Raw genomic sequence first — 15970 nt, 5'->3', positions numbered from 1 at the left:
GGGGGATCGAAAAGGTATTCGGTTGGATCAAGGCATTTGGCGGGCTGCGCCAGTTCAAACTGCGCGGTACCGAGAAGGTCGGCGCCGTGTTTGGCCTGCATGTGATCGCCTACAACCTGATCCGCCTGGGCAACCTGCTCAAACCTGAGCTGGAGGCGGCATGAACAGCCCATTGTCCAGAGGTGTGCCCAATAGGCCTCAACCAATGCCTTGCAGTCAGGCCAACGATGCCGAAATCGGGCAGTTTGCGGCTCTGATAGCCGCCGATCCGACTTTTTGAGCCAGAAATCCACTGATGCCTGTGGAAAACGGACTCGTGGGTTGGTTTATCAGCAAACTCCTAGATTTCTCTACTTCCAGTCAGTGGATATTGAGCTGAGGTTTCACGGCCTGGGGATGCCGAGCAACTCAGCGCCATACTGCTCACTGAACATGGCCTGCATCTGCCAAGCCCTCAACAGCGATTTGGAAACTTTTCGGAGGTCCTCAAGTTCCGTGCAGCTATCGATGGCGCGTGAGTGGGATTCGACAAAGAACTCTCTGTCGATGGAAAGGGATTCATTCATGGGATTCTCTCTTCGGTGGTATTTGCTAGCTTGTCTGAATGGTCAACTCGGCTGAAGAATCAACCGAATCAGGGTCAACCGATGCCTAACAGACCGCGGGTGAAGGATTCGCCTCCGAGGGCGAACTCGGTGGCCAGCAGGGCAATGAAGCCGAGCATGGCCATGCGGCCGTTCAGCTTTTCGGCCCGCTCGTGGAAGCCCCAGCCGCGCTCGGCGCTCACCACTTCCATGCGGGGTTCAGTGGCGAAGGCATTGAGACGGCCACCGTCTTCGGTGGTGACAGTGGCGCCGCGGATGGCGGCGCGATCAAGGGCGCTGGGAGCAGAGATGGTGGCTTGGGCCATGGGTGGAGCGATCTGGGTGAGAGAACTGTAACAGATTATTACGGATCCCCACCAATCTGCCGGCTCACGCCTGTGCATCCACCGTTGATGCCTTGTTAAGGGCCCTCAAAGGCCTCGCGGGCGGCTGCTTGATGGACAACAAGTTCCTAAGCGCTCGGCTTCTCGGCGACCACCGCAAAGAACGGATCCCCCTTGCCGCCCAGCCAGCCCAGCGGTCCTTCTGCCCGCGTGGCTTCGGCGACCAGCTTCAGCATGGGCCAGCCCTGCGCCACCAGCACCCTGGCGACGATCTCGAGATGATCCCGGTCGCCTCCATCGGTCCAGATCCGCGTGGCCTTCTGAGCGAACATGCGGTTGGAGAAGGACACGATCAGCTGGCCACCGGCACGCACCACCCGCAGCAGTTCGGCCGCCACCTGCTCGGGCTGCTGCAGGTACTGCCAGCCGGCCACGATCAGGGCCGCATCAACGCTGTCTGACTCCAGGGGCAGACGCTGATCCACGTTGAGGTTCTGCACCCAATGGCGGCTCAGCCGTGGGTTGGCCTCCAGCTCCCTGGCATTGAGGCCATGGCCGATCACCTCAATGGAGCTCAGGGTTTCGGGCAGATGGCTGACCCAGCTGCTCATCAGATCCAGCACCACCGCCCCCGGCGGGATCCTCTCCTGGTAGAGCGCCGTGAGCCGGCTGCGAAACGCCCCATCGAGATGGTGCACGAAACGAGGCTCGGCATAGAACAACCCGTCATCGGAGCGATCCTGTTTCCAGCGGTCCTGCGCGCTCAGCACCGGATTGGCCATGGTTCACTCCACTCCAACGGGATCGTTACTGCAGGCCCTGTGACGCGGACGGACCAGCAGGCCGTCCTTTGGTGAAGGGCTGGGGATGATCGCCAGCGTCAGGTTCTGATCCGGCTCCAGCTCCAAGGTCAGCGGCTTGAGCAGCCCCACGATCAGCAGACGGATCTCCAGCTCCGCCAGCGCCTTGCCGAGGCACACCCGCTCACCACCGCCAAACGGCAGCAGGGTGGCCGTGCAGGTTCCAGCCAGATGCCGCTGCGGCCGGAAGACCTCCAGATCCTCCCTGGCGGAACCGTGGCGATGGCTGGCGACGATGCTCACCTGCACCACCCGATCCGCTGGCACCAGCACCCCAGCCAGGGCAATGGGCTTCCGGGTCCGGCGGAAGAAGCCCCCCACCGGCGGGGTCAGCCGCATCACCTCTTGCACCACCGCATCGAGCCGCGGGGCCCGAAAGGCGTCGTAGGCAGTTGTGGCCTCCCCCGGCGGAGGTGGCCAAGGCACAGTGTCGAGCTCCTGCTGCAGCCAGGTCAGCTCGGCTGGATGTTGCAGCAGGGTCAGCACCAGGCAACTCAACGCGGAGGCGGTGGTTTCGTAGCCCGCGAACAGCAATAGGAGTAGCTGCTCGGCCACGTCGTCGTCGCCCAGGGGGAGGCCGGCCTCATCCAGGCCTCCGGCCAGCAGATCGAGCCCTCCGGCAGCGAGGGGCGCTCCGGTGGCAGCGGTAGCCTGCGCCTTGTCGAGCAACGCGCCCAGGCGCAGCAGCAGCCGTTGGCGGGCCTGGCGCGCACGGGCGAAGGGGCTGCCGGGCAAAGCGATCGGAAGAGAGAAGAGACCCTGGCACCAGGTTTCGAAATCGACGAACAGGGCATCGCGATCGATTGGATCGAGCCCCAGCACCGTGCTGGCGATCACACGGAAAGCAAACCGCCGCAGCCTGGGCACCAGGGCCACGGGTGCTTCGGCGCTGAGCAGCTCCTGGCTGAGCGCATCGACCAGGGCCACGATCGCGGGGCTGTAGTGCTTCAGGGCCGCGGAGGCGAACAGCTGGCCCACCACCCGACGGCGGGCCTTGTGATCGGCCCCGTTGCGGTTGGCCAGCGACAGGGGGCCCAGCAGTTCCCGCACACTGTCCGGCCACCAGCCCTCGACGGATTCGGTCTGGGCGAACAGGTCGCTGATCGCCCGTTCCCCCCGGATGAAGACGGTGCGCTGCCCCAATAGGGTGGTTTCGTAGACATCGCCGTAGCGCTCGAAGTTCGAGCGGGCGAAATCAGGATCCCGAAAGAAGGCAAGGGTCTCCAGCACTCCGCTCACCGCTGACGTGCGCGGCAGGGGTCGGAGGGTGTCGAGATCGAGGGGCAACCAGGATCATCCGCAGTGGCTCCCAGGCTGGCAGCCAGCAGACGGCACCGCGACGCCAGGCCGGACAGGCCGGGGGTTGATCACTTTTGCGGAAGCCTGTCAGGAGCGCGCCACGATGATCGTTCCGTGATTGCCCTGTGACCCGTGCCCGGCACCGAACCCACCACCGCCGATCCCGCTGGCGCTGATCCAGCCGGCAGCGAGGCACGCGAGGCTGCACCCGCTGCCCTGCTCGAGCGGCTGGCGGGGGTGGCCGGCATGGAACGGGGATACCGCCGACTGGTGCTGCTGCTGCCCCAACTGGGGGATTTCGACAGCCTCGAATACGCCCAGGCTGTGGTGGCCGCCCTGCCGCAGCTGGAGTCTGCCGGCATCGCCGTCCTGGCGATCGGCATCGGCCATGAGGACAGCCGCCAGCGGTTCTGCTCCTTCACGGGATTTCCACTCGAACGACTCCTGGTCGACCCGGAACCGCAGCTGCATCGGGCCCTGGGGCTCTATGAGGGCTTGAGGGGGATCGGCGGGCCCTGGCCGAACCTGCTGCTGATGTGCGCCGGCATCGGTTCGCCCGGCACCCTGGCCGAGGTGATGCGCGGCTACACGGGCGATCGAGGAGCTCCCCAGCGGATCGCGGACGACGAGACGATCCAGGCAGGTCCCTTGCCGCCGATCAAGGGGTCGTTCTTTGCCAGAGCTGGTGGAACTGGATTCCAGCGACCCTTCGAGCTGGCCACGGTGCGCCTGCGCAACATGACCGAAGTGCTGGGCCACTGGCGCACCTACGTGCCGTGCGACGACCACCTGACCCAGAGGGGCGGCACCTTTCTGCTGGAAGCCGATGACACCCTGCTCTACAGCCACCTGGACCGCGGCATCCTCGGCTTCTCGGCAACCATGGCAAGGCCGCTCAGCTTCCTGGATCCATTCCTGACGCCGTCAGGCAGAGGACCTCAGCACCCATGAGATCCTGCACTGCCTGAGGCCATGCATCCCTTGCGAGGGATCAGAGCCGCGCCAGCAACTCGGCCTTCTTGCTGCTGAATTCCTCCTCGGTGAGGATCCCCTTGGCCTTGAGCTCCCCGAGGCGCTCCAGGGCAGCGTAGGGATCATCAGTGCCGCCGGTGGGGGTGGTCACGGGGGTGGCGTTGGAGGTGGTGGCGGTCGCGGTAGTGGCGGTGATCTGCGCCGGGCGTTCGGGGGCCACTTCGGTTGCCGGGCTGATCTCCGGGAACTGGGACAGGGGCCGGTCGCCCTCCGCTGTGGAGAGGATCAGATCACCGGTGCCGCTCTGAAGGGACACGCCGCGGATCGCCTGGCCGCTGACATCAAACACCCTGCAGTGGCCGCTGTGCTCCACAGCCAGCCGACCTGCAGCGGGGAAGATGGCGTAGCGCAGCTCGTTCTGGGCACCGCTCGAGGCAGGAACGCCGAGCTCAGCCGGCCACCAACTCGGCTGCTGCTGCATGGCACTCATCGGCTGCATGGGGCTCATGGGTTGCATGGAGCTCATCGGTTGCATCTGCATCGGAGCCATCACCGCGGCCTGATGCTGTGAGCCCGAGCCACTGCTGCTCTGCTGTTGAAGGCCGCCAGCGTGGCTCTGCTGTTGCTGGCTGAAGCCACCGGCGGGCGAGAAGCTGCTGAGACTGACGCTCCCGGCCGGAGTGGAAAACACCATCCCACCGCCACCCTGCTGCTGAGAGAAGCCGGCGATCTGGTGGCTGCCGGTGTCGTAGACGCTGACCTGACCGTTGACGTCCACCGCAAGCCGCCCCGCACTGGGGAAGACGGCATAGCGCACGTTGTTCTGCGCGCCGGTGGCCGAAGGGGCACCGAGCTCGGCGGGCCACCACGTCTCGCGGGGGTCGGGTTCGAACAGCAGTGCGGCCGATGCCGTCGCCATGGGCTGCGCCGCAATGGCCGCCGACACATCGCGGCAGAGTCCATCGACCCGGCCTTTGAGCGCGTTGTTGAACATGTCGCCGATCATCAGCATGCCCCCAGGCATCCACTGGCCAGAGCCACCGAATTCAGGGTGGTTGAACTGAGCCATCCCACCATGACTGCGGAGCATGGCCTGCATCATGTGGACCACGGCGGCGTCGCTGAAGCCGTGACGCTGGCCAAGACCCCGGGCGACCTGAACGCCTTCCTGGGTGATTTGTAGCATGGTGAACTTATTTGATCCTTAAATTCAGTGTTCAAGCCTCTGGTCTCAGGGAGTGATATCCGAGGCAGGAATGGCTGTGCCATCACCTTATGCAACCAGCGGATGCACAGAACCTCAAAAATGTTCGTTGGGGCACGTTCCATGTCTTGCCATCGCGCCTGCGCGGCAATCCATGACGAACCCCAGACCAGCCGTCGCAGCGAGTGGTGAGGTGTTCACCATGGGCGATCAGGCCTTGGTGCAGCTGGCAGGTGAGCAGCGGGATCGAGATGCAGCCGGCATGGTGTCCGAACCAATTGCGGGTCTTCCCGCCCATGTGGCTGCGGGTTCGAGTCGAGGGGAGTGGCAGTTTTGAGTTGAGAGGGCACAGGCGGATCCCATGCCCTCCAGCCATGCCGACCATCTGCCACAACACACCGCGGCCCTGCAGGCTCTGCTCGATCGCCGTGGGATCAGCGGCGGCGTGCTGATGCCCGTGGGTCAGCACAGCACCCCTTGTGTTGCCCTCAATGAGAACGAGAAACGCTTGCTGGCAGAGCTTGAATCCGTCGGGTACTGACTTCCTACGGATGTTGTGTTGCCGAACCCTGCACGGCGATGCCCGTGTCGATCCGCTCGATGGGTGGGGCGCCCAGACCCTGCTGCCAGAGGCTGAGCACCGACCAGTATCCCTGCGAACGGGGCTTGGTGGCTGCGGTGGAATCGACCACCCCGCTCCCGATCAGCTGAAGCAGTTCGGGCAAGTCATCCAGTCCGACAGCCTGGACCGTGCCCGTTCTGCCCAAGCTCTGGATGGCGCGACCGACGCCGATGCCGCCGCCGGCATCGGACACGACCCAACCCCTGAGACGTGGGTGGCTGCGCATGGTTGCTGCTGCCTGTTGTTCAGCGGTGGTGATGTTGTCGCCATCGATGGGTGACGCCACAACCGTGATGCCGGGATAGCGCGCAAACACCTTCCGGTGACAATCGGCGCGGATGGCGTGGTTCGGCGCTGTGGGCACGCCTTGCATGATGGCCACCTCCCCCTTGCCTCCGAGAAGCTTGACCAAACGCTCGGCAGCGATGCGCGCCTGCAGGCAGAAATCATTGCCGATGCTTGTGAGCGCCAGATTTGCAGGGGGTTCCGAATCGAACACGGTCACCGGAATGCCCTCGCGCTGGGCCTGCTCCAGCAAGGATCTGAGCCGTTCTGCATCAAGAAGATCAATGGTGATGCCGCTGGGCTTGGAACGAATCGCCGCCTCGAGGATCGCCGCCTGAAGGCCTACCTCCGCCCTTACGGGGGGGCGATACTCAATGACCGCGGTTGAATCGGTCTGTTGTTTGATCATTCGGGCGGCATCTTCGGCGCCCTCCCGCACGGCATCGAACCAGGGATGGGTCACTTTGGGAATCAACACGAAGCGGAGCATCTGCGGCGCTGCTTCAGCCGCCGAAGCGGCCAGAACGAGGGGTGCCAGGACACACCAGAGTGCCAAGGTCCGGATCGCCGGAGTGAAGGATTTCATGGATCAATCAGAACCTGTGGTGGACGATGTCGTTTGGGTGTGATCCTTTGCGGCCATGCGGATCGAGAGCCGGGGACGGTGAATGCCTCTTCCATGGATAGGGGCGGATCCAGATTTCGGAAGCAGCTTGGCGGTGGCGAACGCACCCTTCACAGTAGCTTCAGCGGAGTTCTACAGGATGTTCGTCGTCGCGAATCTTGCCGGTCTGTAGGGGTGATTGGATGCGTGCCCAAGGGAATGAAGCCCCTCACCATGATCTTTGCTGTCTCGGCCGGGCGAAGACATTTCCGATGCTTCAGCCTGATCGCTAGTCGCTGGCTTGTAGAGATCGTGGCCTTGATTGGCGTGTTCACTGCGGGGTCATTCGATGTCTTGGATTCTTCGTCACCGTCACCGTTATCCTTGGGTCGGATGCCAAGATCGTCAATTTCCCGAACCGCTGATCAGTGCAGGCTCCGCGGGAGGCAAGACCTTGCGATTGGTGACGGCAGGCTCGACCTCACTGATCTTGAAGGTACGCCGCATGCCATTGCCGAATCGGCTATTGATCGTTGCAACTAATCAATGGATCAAGAATGCAGCTGAGCCTTGATCCGGCGTTGACGCAGCCTGCTGCTGTACCAGCTCGTGAATGCCGCGGTGCCGATCAGCACGGCGTAGTTGATGGCTTCATAGGCCATGGAGGGCATGCCAACCTGATAGACCTTGCCGATCGCCAGAACTGTATTCAGGCTGAAGCTGGCTCCCCAGACGGAGCTGATCACCAGATTGCTGCGAATGAATTCGGGGCTGCTCCAGAGCGCTTGATCCACGTGTTGACGTGCATAGGCCATCGTGAATGGCCTGCCCGCCAGCACCGAGATCCATGTGGCGACAGCCAGAGTTCCGGATGCAAGCACCCCCATGAATCGAATCACCCAACTGTTGTCGAACCCGATCACCGCCACGCCAGCCGTGACGAAAAACATGAGTCCTGCCCAGAGAATGATGCCGCGATGAATCCGGCCAATCCCCATCGCGAGGCTGATCACCAAGCCAACCACCAGCCCCACCTTGAGCCGCAGGAGGCTGCCATGGGCAATCACCAGAAAGGCGATCCAGGGAAGGAACGCCAGGATGAGTTTCAGGAAACCCGCCATGTTCGACACTCCGCTTGTTCAGCATGCCTTCAGGACTGGTTTCCTGCCTCTGAACTTTGCGGATGGCAAGGATTGATGCGTGCTTCTGTGCTGTCAGTGGGGGTGACAGTGGGTACATCGAAGGCACTGCTGGTCCCCGTCCATGGGGAGGCCGCTCAGATTTCCGCGGCGGCCCGCTCCACCAGGCGCCTGGCCACCGCCTGCACCCCGGTGTGTGCATAGGTGTCGGTGAAGGCATCGAGGAACACGGCCAGCTGATCGAAGCCCCCCTGCCAGGGGCCGACCGCCCCCTCGAGGGCATGGACGGCGCGCTGACCCGTCAGCCCCAGCTGTTTGACCAGCCCCTCGGACCAGTCGAGCCATGGCTCCACGCCGCGACGCAGAAATCCAAGGTGCGCCTGATCGCCCCGGCCGGGCAGCAGAGCGGCCATGCGCCGATAGGCCGGCCACTGGCGGAGATCGCTGGATCCCACCTGGCCCAACAGGCCATCGAGCCCCTGCAGAGCCCGATCACCGAGGGGCAGCAGTGCATCGAAGCAGATCATCGCGGCCATCCGGACCCGCGCTTCATCGCCGTACTCCCGCAGGGACGCCCCGAATTCCGCAAAGCTGTCGCCGGGCAAGCCATTCACCTGGGTGAAGGCCAGCATCTCTGCCGAGACCTTGAGGGCCAGATCCACCGCCTGCAGCTTCTCTGAAGGTGGAGTCAGAGACGCGAACCGTTTCACCAGTGGCAGGGCGCCACCCAGATTGGCGGCGATGCGCAGCCCACCGGCGGCCTTCTGGGAACGGTTCACCGCGTCGTAGAGGCTGAGGGCACGTCCGTAACCCTCATGACGGGCACGGCTCAGCGCATCGGCGCGGCGTCGCACGGACGCGATCAACGCAGGGTCGTCATCGCCGAGCACATCGGCAATCAGCGCGTCGGCACTGGTGATGTTCTGCCACGTCCCCGGCACCAGGGTGCTGACCCCCTTCAGGGCCAGCACGGTGAGACCACGGCGCGGCAGGCGCTCAAGCCGTTCCAGAACGGTGCCGCTCATGCGCTCACCTCCGCCCCTGCCAGGAGCAGGTGCAGGGGAACCGCGCCGGTCAGGGCAGGCTTGAGGGCCGCAAGACCGGTCAGATCAAAGGCCCCAAGCACGGCATGACGCTGCTGGGGGTCCATGCCGACCCCCTGGCCGATCACCTTCACCTGAAAACGATCGGCCACCAGCAACGCGCTGGCCTGGGAGCCCTGCTCCACCAGGGGCCAGCCCTGGATCACGGCATCGCTGGCCGTGAACTTGGCCCTGGCATCGGGGGCTGTGATCACATCGGAAATCGAGAGCAGGGCCCTGAGCTCGTCTCCCTGGCGCAGACGGGCCTGGGCGAACCCTCGCTTCTCCTGCGTGAACACCACCTGTTCCCCGGTCTCCGGTTCGGGGAAGAGCCGGTTGAAGGCCGAACCGTTCACCACCTGCGATGTCGGAACATCGGCGACGGTGCCGCCAGGCAACCAGTCTGCGAACGGAAGGGCCACAACCGCCAGCAGCAGCAGGGCGGCTGCGAGCACGCCGGCCACGACCCAGCGAAGCGTTCGATTCATGGAGGGCCGATCCGGACGACTTCTGCAGTGGTAGCAAGCACACCCACGACACCGCCATCCAGGCGCTCGCAGCTTCCTTAAGGGCCGTGTTACGGTTCTTTACAGAACTCAATCTTTTGCCATGAACAGCTCCACCGTCGCCTCCAAGGATTCCTCCGACTCGACCCGGGCGGCCCATGTCGAGCAGCTGAAGAAGGTGGAGCTGTTCAACGGCCGCGCCGCCATGCTCGGCCTGTTGATCGGTGTGGTGGTGGAGGGCCTCACGGGCTTCAGCATCCTCCACCAGATCGGTCTGGGTCCCCTGGTGGATGGCTACGCCGCCTGCCACACCAACCTGCTGCCCTTCTGTCTCTGAGCCGCCGCGATCTCAGGGGTTGCGGTACCGCCGCGAGAAGGTCGTGCTCAGAGCGGTCACCACCCCCTCCGGCAGCAATCGCGCCAGGGCGGTGATTGCCTGGTTCACCGCTCCCGGAACCACCACCACCTGATTGCCCTCCAGCGCCGCAAGGGTCTGGCGGGCCAGCTCGTCCGCATCCATCCAGAAGAGTCCGGGCAGGCGTTGCATCTGCTCCTCGACACCCAGCACCGCGTGGAACTCGCTGTGCACATAACCGGGGCACAGCGCCATGACCCGCACGCCACTGGGCCGATTCTCCAGTGCCAGTGACTGGGAGAAGCGGATCAGGAAGGCCTTGCAGGCTGAATAGAGGGTGCTTCCCGGGAGGCCCGGCATCAGCCCCGCCAGCGAGGCCACGTTGACGATGCAGCCCCCGCCGGCCTGCTGCATCGCCGGCAACAGACCGTGGCAGAGCTCGGCGCAGGCCACCACCATCAGCTGCAGCATCGCCTCGGCGTCTTTCCACTCCAGGGCGTTGAAGTTGCCCCGCAGCCCGAAGCCGGCATTGTTCACCAGGGTGTGGACCACCAGCTGCCGCTGCTGTAGCTCCACCAGTAGCTCCTGAGCCCCCTCGGGGCGGGCCAGGTCCGTGGGAATGGTGATCACCTCAATGCCGTGGCGTTCTCGAAGATCAGCCGCCAGCGCTTCGAGTCGCTCCAGACGCCGGGCCGTGAGCACCAGGCACGATTCGGTGCCGGCCAGGCTGGGGGCGAGCTGCCGCGCCAGGGCCGCCCCGATGCCGCTGGAGGCCCCGGTGATCAAGGTGCAGGGTTTGGTTGTGCCAGGCTTCGGGCGATCCACCAACCCCGGCTGAGGGTCGATCCGCTCCGCCAGTGCCAGGCAACGGTCCATCTCCTGCCAGAGCAGCTCGCGGCGCTCCGTGTTCACCGCGTAGGAGCGATGCTGCAGATCCCTGCCCATGTAGCGAAGGGCAGCGGCAATGCGGGCCCGGTCTTCCTCCTCCAACTGGGGCAGGAATGGGTCGCGGTTGTCACTTGCTGGATCCATCTCGACGTCAATTCCAATCGGTTTCAATCACAATTGGCACCCCTCCACATCACAAAGCCCGGTGACGAAGCCACCGGGCATGGATGGAGACTTGTGTGGGCGGAGCTGCTGACGCTGGCACCTGGGGCCAGGTAACAAGTGGGGCTTCCCGTTGGGTCCGGGGCACCTAGGGCGGTAGCTCGTGAACGGTGCAGTGGACGGCGACAGCGTCACACGCCAGGGAAACCAGTCATCCGTTGAGAGTGTTGGAGCAGGGGCCGGATCGTCAGCGCACTCCTGGCTGTTGCTGGGGTGGGGTGTCTTCCATGCTCTGGAGCCTCCCGGGTGTCGATGGACTCACAATCGGTCGGCCGGCGGCCTGGAGCAATAGGGGTTTATGCCTGCCGTCGAGACTATGGCGATGGCCCGCACCCTTCTTCCACTGCTCGTCGTTCTGGAATTGACCGCCCTCCTGGTGCCTTTGGCTGGCGCCCAGGCGGTTCAGCCCCCGGTCAGTCGCGCCACGGTGCTCTCGATCGGCGATGGCGACACGATCCGCGTCAAGCAGGCCGGCCAGGTGATCACGGTGCGGCTGGCCTGCATCGATGCACCGGAGATGGATCAGAGCCCCTACGGCCTTCAGGCCCGCCAGTACCTGCAGATGCGGCTGCCGATCGGTACGTCGGTGACGCTGGCGGTGAAAGCGACTGACCGCTACGGCCGCACCGTGGCCGAAGTGATCGGCGCGATCAACCTGGGCCTGGCGCTGGTGGAAGACGGCCAGGCTTTTGCCTACCGCAAGTACCTGGGCCAGTGCGACACCAAGGAGTATCTCGATGCCGAGTACAGGGCCTCCCGGCATCGCTATGGCGTGTGGCAGGTGCCTGGAGGAATCACCAGGCCCTGGGAGTTCAGACGGAAGGGATCGTTTTAACCGCCACAGCCACCGCCAGCTCCGGATCGAACGCCGAAGGAATAGGATTAAGCTGACGTCAACTTCCTGACATTGGGAGGTCTGCCGTGAAACCGCCTCAATCACTCCCGTTGCCGGATTGATCCAGAGGGCGTCTGAACTTCCCTTGCGTTGAAGCCAGAAACCCGCAGCGAGCGTGCCCCGTTCAAGGTCGCGGCGCTTCATCCGATCCGCAGTGGTGCATCCAAAGAATCATCCGGTCAGCCTCCGCTGCTATCAGCCCCGTGATCAGCCAGAAGCAGTTCAACTGCGGCAAACAGATCTCGCTTGGCATCATCCACGCTTTCACCCAGACAGTTCGCCCTAGGCAGTTCGCCCCAGGCAGTTCGAGGCAAATGGACCAGAAATCGCCCTCGGGAGCGGTTTCAATCACTGCTGTGAGCTCTCCCTTCATTCGGATCACTCCTTCTCCCAATCTTAAGGTCGATCATGGGTGCTGTCAGATCGTGATGTAACAAGCTTGTTCCTTGATGAAGTCGCACCAGAATCTCTACCCGCCAGGCTGCAGGTTGGTTCCTGTTCAGCGACCGGGCGGCTCGAGAATGCGGTGGGAGGGGACATCCTGGAGGGTCATCAAGTGACGCTCCACTGTGGTTCCATGGGTCTTCAGCCAAGTCGCCATGGCCTTGCCCGCCTTCTGGCCATAGAGGCGGTGGCTGTAGATCACCGCTGTGCCGCGGTCGTCCGCCAGCCTCAATCGGGCGAAGACGGCCTCGATGGAGTCGCGAACGGGGAAGAGGACCACGATCAGGTGCTCGGCGGGCCTGTCGGCGGTGCGTGGAACTGAAGAGGTGCGAACCACCACGGCGTTGTTCTGCTTGTAGTTGGCCAGAACACGGTTGGCCACATCGGCCAGCCCTTCCCCATCGCTCACCCCCGGATAGGTGTTGATGGTGACCATGTCCGTCCAGCGGCTCAGATCGTCCTGGCCCGATGGGGTGAACTCATGCTGATGCTGCGACGACCAGCGCAGAAGGTAGGTCTGACCGGCAAACGTCAGCGTCACAGGCGAGCCCGGTGGGCTGCCTGCCGCGTGCGCGGCGATCGGTCCAGCGATCAACAGCACGGCGGCCCATCGAATCAAGCCACGGATGTTGGGCATGGCTTTCAGGGCAGGAATCCAACCGGGAAATCCCGGAAGACTATCTGCAGAAAAACTGGCTGTATACGGGCGTCTTGGGCCACAGAGCCGGCAGCCGCTCGACATGTTGCGGAGCTCCAGGCCATGGTCGTTGAGATGGATGCAGCACACACTCGGAATCGAGCGGCCCTGAAGTCCCAATGCGGAACTGAGCCTGAGTTCAGGTTTCGATCTGCTGCTCAAGCAGGCCCTCCTCGGTGGTGTAGGCAAGGCCGTCAGAACCGAGGCTGTGGTGGCGGGCAAAGGAGCGGGCGAAGGCTCGTTTGTTGTTCAGCTGGGCTGTTTGGGCACCGCCGCCGGATGACCAGCTGCGGCGGCGGCGATTGCGCTGGCTGATGCGGCGGTTGCGCCATCGCAGCAGCGGTAGCCGCAGCAGCGGCAACAGCAGCAACAGCAGGGCGTAGCCGATCGAGAACCAGGCCAGGACTGCCAGCAGCGCTGGTGTGGGCCGGATCAGATCGAACAGCATCGGCGAGAGCACCAGCAAGCTTCCGCTGAGGCCGCCGTAGATCCAGCGCTGCCGAGAGCTCGTGCGGCTGAAGGGAATGCGCCGCTCCCGCAGCGGCGGTGAGGGTGTGCCTGGTGCATCCGGCTGGGAGCCCCAGATGGCAGCTTCGGGGCGGCCGGAGCGGACCTGGAGGCTGGGGAAGTGATAAGCAAGGTCTCCCTGCTCACTCACCTCCGGTCGGCCATCGAAGCGGAGCAGCACCGGCAGCATCGCGGCATCGGCGATCTCGCTGGCGCGCTCCCTGTCGGCGGGCCGGGTGGGCAGATCCAGCAGGGGGGCCAGGTCCTCGGCGATCACGGCACCGCCCTGGTGGCTGAGGAAGCAACCGATGCGGCGCCAGCGCCGCGGCTCGAGCTGGCGATTGGGATCGCCATCGCCGAACAGCACTGAGAACACCGACTCCAGAAAGAGAGTGATCCGTTGCCGCTGTTGATCAGGCTTGGTAGCCCTCAATTCCCTGCGGCCTGGAGGCTCGATGCGCAGAGAGGCGATGCACTGGCCCAGCAGCTGGAGGCCGTCCAGCAGCAGCCCCCCCACCGCTTCAACGCCATCATCGGAGCGCAGCAGTTGCACCAGCCCCACCACCAGCAGGGTGAGGGTCACGAGCAGCACCAGCAGCACCAGCACGCTGCCGATGCTGAGACGGATCAGTCGGAAGAGCTGACGCCCCAGCCAGGCGAGTACGGCCTCGAGGCGCAGCCGAAAGGATCGGGCCAGCAGGCGGCGGCGCAGGTGGCGGGGGAAGCGGTAGGCCACGGTGCCGTCGTTGCCGACCCTCAGATCCGCACCGGAGGCCACCGCAAGGGCGAGCAACTCGCGCTCCACCAGCTCCAGGGGAGCACCGGTGCGTGCGGCAGCCTCTCCGGCGGTGAGCGTGCTCCCCCGTTCCCCCAGCAACCGCAGCAGGGGGCGCTCAGCGGCAGAGCGAGGGGTCATCGAGGCCGTGGCAATCAAGGAAGTAACCGAGCACCAGCATCGCCGCCATCAGGGCAAAGAGCCCACCGGCGAAGCGGAAGATGCGGGCTTCGCCAGCCCGCCGCAGGCTCCGGCAGAGCACGGTGCTGCCGAGCACAGCCCCCGTCCCACTGGCGAGGCTGAGCATCAGGACGAGATGGACCAGCTGGCCGATGTGGAGGCCGGCGGAAAAGGAAGGGATGCTCTCGGACGTGGGTGCGGGGATGTAGGCGCTGCCCCGCGCCAGCCAATGGGGTAGGGAGACCAAGGGGGAGGCGGCCAGGGCCAGGCCGGCGAGCAGGGCACCCTGCCGCGCCTGGGTGGTGGTGTCCCCCCGGGCACGGACGGCATCGATGGCGGTGCCGCTGAGCGCACCAATGATCCCCGAAACCAGATACACCAACGCCAGCTGGACCAGCAGCCTCAGGAGCAGATAGCCGAGGAATTCCGTGTAGGTCATGCCTGCTGGGCCGACTGCTTGAGCGGGGTGATGGGATCGTCGATCCGCTGAGCCCAAGACATGACGATAATGTGCGGATCATCCAGATGCCAGGCCCATTTTAGCCCATGGGGTCGTAGAGGAAATGGGGGTCATGCTCGGGATCAACGCTGATACGCACAGCCTGGAAAAGAAACCTGGTGCTTGTGATGCTGGCCTCCCTTCTGGCCGGCTGCGACAACGTCCTGAAGCCAGAGCCCTTCCTGCTGCGCTGCCAGCTGGATGGGGGGCATCAAAGATCTTTCGCATCGAACCCCGCCAGAACGAGCTGCAGGAACTGGATCCAAGGTCCTTGGACATCAGGTCAATAGTCAGGACTGAAATTCCGGATCAGGATACGAAGGGTCTGGTTGATGAAATCACCGTGAAGATCTCCCCACAGGAAGCCCACTGGGAGGTCAAGCGGTATCGGCCACAGATCGAGTGGGAGATCAACAGCATCAACCTCAGCAGCCTCACCTACCGGGGCGAGTTCGGCTCCTTTGATGATCCTGAACCTGACCAGGTGATCACGACAGGAACCTGTCCTTCACTTGATCCACCGACAACGTAGGTGGCGGATCATCTGCAGCACTCAAGTGCTGCCTCAGGGCTCAGGTTTGAGGAAGCGGCCCGCCAGGCGAACGGCCAGCACCGTTGCGGCGATGCCGTAGGAGGCGAAGGTGATCCCCTGTCCGGTGGTTCCGGCTTCGTAGGCGCCGCGCTCCAGCAGCACGAAATCGGCCAGGGAGGCCGTCGTACCCCACAGCACCACCCAGACGCTCACGCCGGGTGGCCCCGGGGAACTTCCCCCCGAGGCTCCCACAGATCCGTACGTGACACTCTCGCGTCATACGGCTCCTGTTATCCCAACATTGCTGCCACAAGTGATGCCAATGGCTCAACTCTTTAATAGCAGCGCGTTGTTCTCTGAACCACTCGCATTCCTCCCAGCGAACTGGTTGATGCTTTGGCTCAGTTCGGATAACGCAGCCCCTTCGCTCCAGAGCCATTACAGCTCCTTCATCACTACTACGGGCTGCTCCGCC

General features: G+C 64.1%; 20 protein-coding genes. 6 read left to right on the top strand and 14 right to left on the bottom strand.

Going from position 1 to position 15970, the window contains the following annotated elements; genetic code table 11:
• A partial coding sequence (locus tag KQ310_RS10125) for a transposase (protein WP_259721632.1) occupies positions 1-164 on the top strand: 164 nt, incomplete at its 5' end.
• A gap of 219 nt (positions 165-383) precedes the next feature.
• Here the strand turns inward: KQ310_RS10125 and KQ310_RS10120 are convergent.
• The 4 genes from KQ310_RS10120 to KQ310_RS10105 all read right to left on the bottom strand — a co-directional run bounded on the left by KQ310_RS10120 (position 384) and on the right by KQ310_RS10105 (position 3075).
• Positions 384-566, bottom strand: coding sequence for a hypothetical protein (locus tag KQ310_RS10120; protein WP_259721630.1), 183 nt, complete (start codon positions 564-566; stop codon positions 384-386).
• Positions 567-640: 74 nt separating this feature from the next.
• Positions 641-910, bottom strand: coding sequence for a high light inducible protein (locus KQ310_RS10115; RefSeq protein WP_259721629.1), 270 nt, complete (start codon positions 908-910; stop codon positions 641-643).
• Between the two features lie 146 nt (positions 911-1056).
• Positions 1057-1710 carry a class I SAM-dependent methyltransferase gene (locus KQ310_RS10110; RefSeq protein WP_259721628.1) on the bottom strand — a complete coding sequence of 218 codons (654 nt, stop codon included), beginning with the start codon at positions 1708-1710 and terminating at the stop codon, positions 1057-1059.
• A gap of 3 nt (positions 1711-1713) precedes the next feature.
• Entirely contained in the window at positions 1714-3075 is a 1362-nt protein-coding gene (locus KQ310_RS10105) for a cytochrome P450 (protein ID WP_259721627.1), read from the bottom strand.
• 258 nt (positions 3076-3333) lie between these two features.
• Between KQ310_RS10105 and KQ310_RS10100 the strand changes: the two genes are divergently transcribed.
• Positions 3334-4038 (top strand): peroxiredoxin-like family protein, encoded by a 705-nt coding sequence (locus KQ310_RS10100; RefSeq protein ID WP_259721631.1) that lies wholly within the window; start codon positions 3334-3336, stop codon positions 4036-4038.
• Positions 4039-4078: 40 nt separating this feature from the next.
• On the opposite strand, the gene KQ310_RS10095 is transcribed toward KQ310_RS10100, so the two are convergent.
• Positions 4079-5245, bottom strand: coding sequence for an SHOCT domain-containing protein (locus KQ310_RS10095; RefSeq protein WP_259721626.1), 1167 nt, complete (start codon positions 5243-5245; stop codon positions 4079-4081).
• 379 nt (positions 5246-5624) lie between these two features.
• Between KQ310_RS10095 and KQ310_RS10090 the strand changes: the two genes are divergently transcribed.
• Positions 5625-5804, top strand: a complete 180-nt coding sequence (locus tag KQ310_RS10090; RefSeq protein WP_259721625.1) for a hypothetical protein — start codon at positions 5625-5627, stop codon at positions 5802-5804.
• 4 nt (positions 5805-5808) lie between these two features.
• Here the strand turns inward: KQ310_RS10090 and KQ310_RS10085 are convergent, their stop codons facing one another.
• The 4 genes from KQ310_RS10085 to KQ310_RS10070 all read right to left on the bottom strand — a co-directional run bounded on the left by KQ310_RS10085 (position 5809) and on the right by KQ310_RS10070 (position 9483).
• Entirely contained in the window at positions 5809-6756 is a 948-nt protein-coding gene (locus KQ310_RS10085; protein WP_259721624.1) for a substrate-binding domain-containing protein, read from the bottom strand.
• Between the two features lie 569 nt (positions 6757-7325).
• Positions 7326-7895, bottom strand: coding sequence for a hypothetical protein (locus tag KQ310_RS10080; RefSeq protein ID WP_259721623.1), 570 nt, complete (start codon positions 7893-7895; stop codon positions 7326-7328).
• 155 nt (positions 7896-8050) lie between these two features.
• Positions 8051-8938 (bottom strand): hypothetical protein, encoded by an 888-nt coding sequence (locus KQ310_RS10075; protein ID WP_259721622.1) that lies wholly within the window; start codon positions 8936-8938, stop codon positions 8051-8053.
• A complete protein-coding gene (locus KQ310_RS10070; RefSeq protein WP_259721621.1) occupies positions 8935-9483 on the bottom strand; it encodes a hypothetical protein in 549 nt (182 codons plus the stop codon). Before KQ310_RS10070 ends, KQ310_RS10075 begins: the two co-directional genes overlap by 4 nt.
• 121 nt (positions 9484-9604) lie before the next feature.
• On the opposite strand from KQ310_RS10070, the gene KQ310_RS10065 reads away from it, so the two are divergent.
• Positions 9605-9838: a chlorophyll a/b-binding protein gene (locus KQ310_RS10065; protein WP_259721620.1), complete on the top strand. Its 234-nt coding sequence runs from the start codon at positions 9605-9607 to the stop codon at positions 9836-9838.
• 12 nt (positions 9839-9850) lie between these two features.
• Here the strand turns inward: KQ310_RS10065 and KQ310_RS10060 are convergent, their stop codons facing one another.
• Complete coding sequence (locus KQ310_RS10060; RefSeq protein ID WP_259721619.1) at positions 9851-10888, bottom strand: SDR family oxidoreductase; 1038 nt, start codon at positions 10886-10888, stop codon at positions 9851-9853.
• Between the two features lie 439 nt (positions 10889-11327).
• On the opposite strand from KQ310_RS10060, the gene KQ310_RS10055 reads away from it, so the two are divergent.
• The gene (locus KQ310_RS10055) at positions 11328-11801 is read left to right on the top strand and encodes a thermonuclease family protein (protein WP_259721618.1); all 474 of its coding nucleotides are present in this window, start codon (positions 11328-11330) and stop codon (positions 11799-11801) included.
• Between the two features lie 559 nt (positions 11802-12360).
• Here the strand turns inward: KQ310_RS10055 and KQ310_RS10050 are convergent.
• The 3 genes from KQ310_RS10050 to KQ310_RS10040 form a co-directional block, all read right to left on the bottom strand.
• The gene (locus tag KQ310_RS10050; RefSeq protein WP_259721617.1) at positions 12361-12942 is read right to left on the bottom strand and encodes a hypothetical protein; all 582 of its coding nucleotides are present in this window, start codon (positions 12940-12942) and stop codon (positions 12361-12363) included.
• Positions 12943-13141: 199 nt separating this feature from the next.
• Complete coding sequence (locus KQ310_RS10045; protein ID WP_259721616.1) at positions 13142-14425, bottom strand: hypothetical protein; 1284 nt, start codon at positions 14423-14425, stop codon at positions 13142-13144.
• Positions 14403-14903, bottom strand: coding sequence for a hypothetical protein (locus KQ310_RS10040; RefSeq protein WP_259721615.1), 501 nt, complete (start codon positions 14901-14903; stop codon positions 14403-14405). Before KQ310_RS10040 ends, KQ310_RS10045 begins: the two co-directional genes overlap by 23 nt.
• Before the next feature lie 133 nt (positions 14904-15036).
• Here KQ310_RS10040 and KQ310_RS10035 point away from each other — a divergent pair, with 133 nt between their 5' ends.
• Entirely contained in the window at positions 15037-15495 is a 459-nt protein-coding gene (locus KQ310_RS10035) for a hypothetical protein (protein ID WP_259721614.1), read from the top strand.
• A gap of 33 nt (positions 15496-15528) precedes the next feature.
• On the opposite strand, the gene KQ310_RS10030 is transcribed toward KQ310_RS10035, so the two are convergent.
• Complete coding sequence (locus KQ310_RS10030; RefSeq protein WP_259721613.1) at positions 15529-15708, bottom strand: hypothetical protein; 180 nt, start codon at positions 15706-15708, stop codon at positions 15529-15531.
• Positions 15709-15970 lie beyond the last annotated feature (262 nt).

Source organism: Synechococcus sp. CS-1328, assembly GCF_025128095.1.
Taxonomy (GTDB): Bacteria; Cyanobacteriota; Cyanobacteriia; order PCC-6307; family Cyanobiaceae; genus CBW1002.
This window is presented reverse-complemented; position numbering and strand designations above follow the sequence as displayed.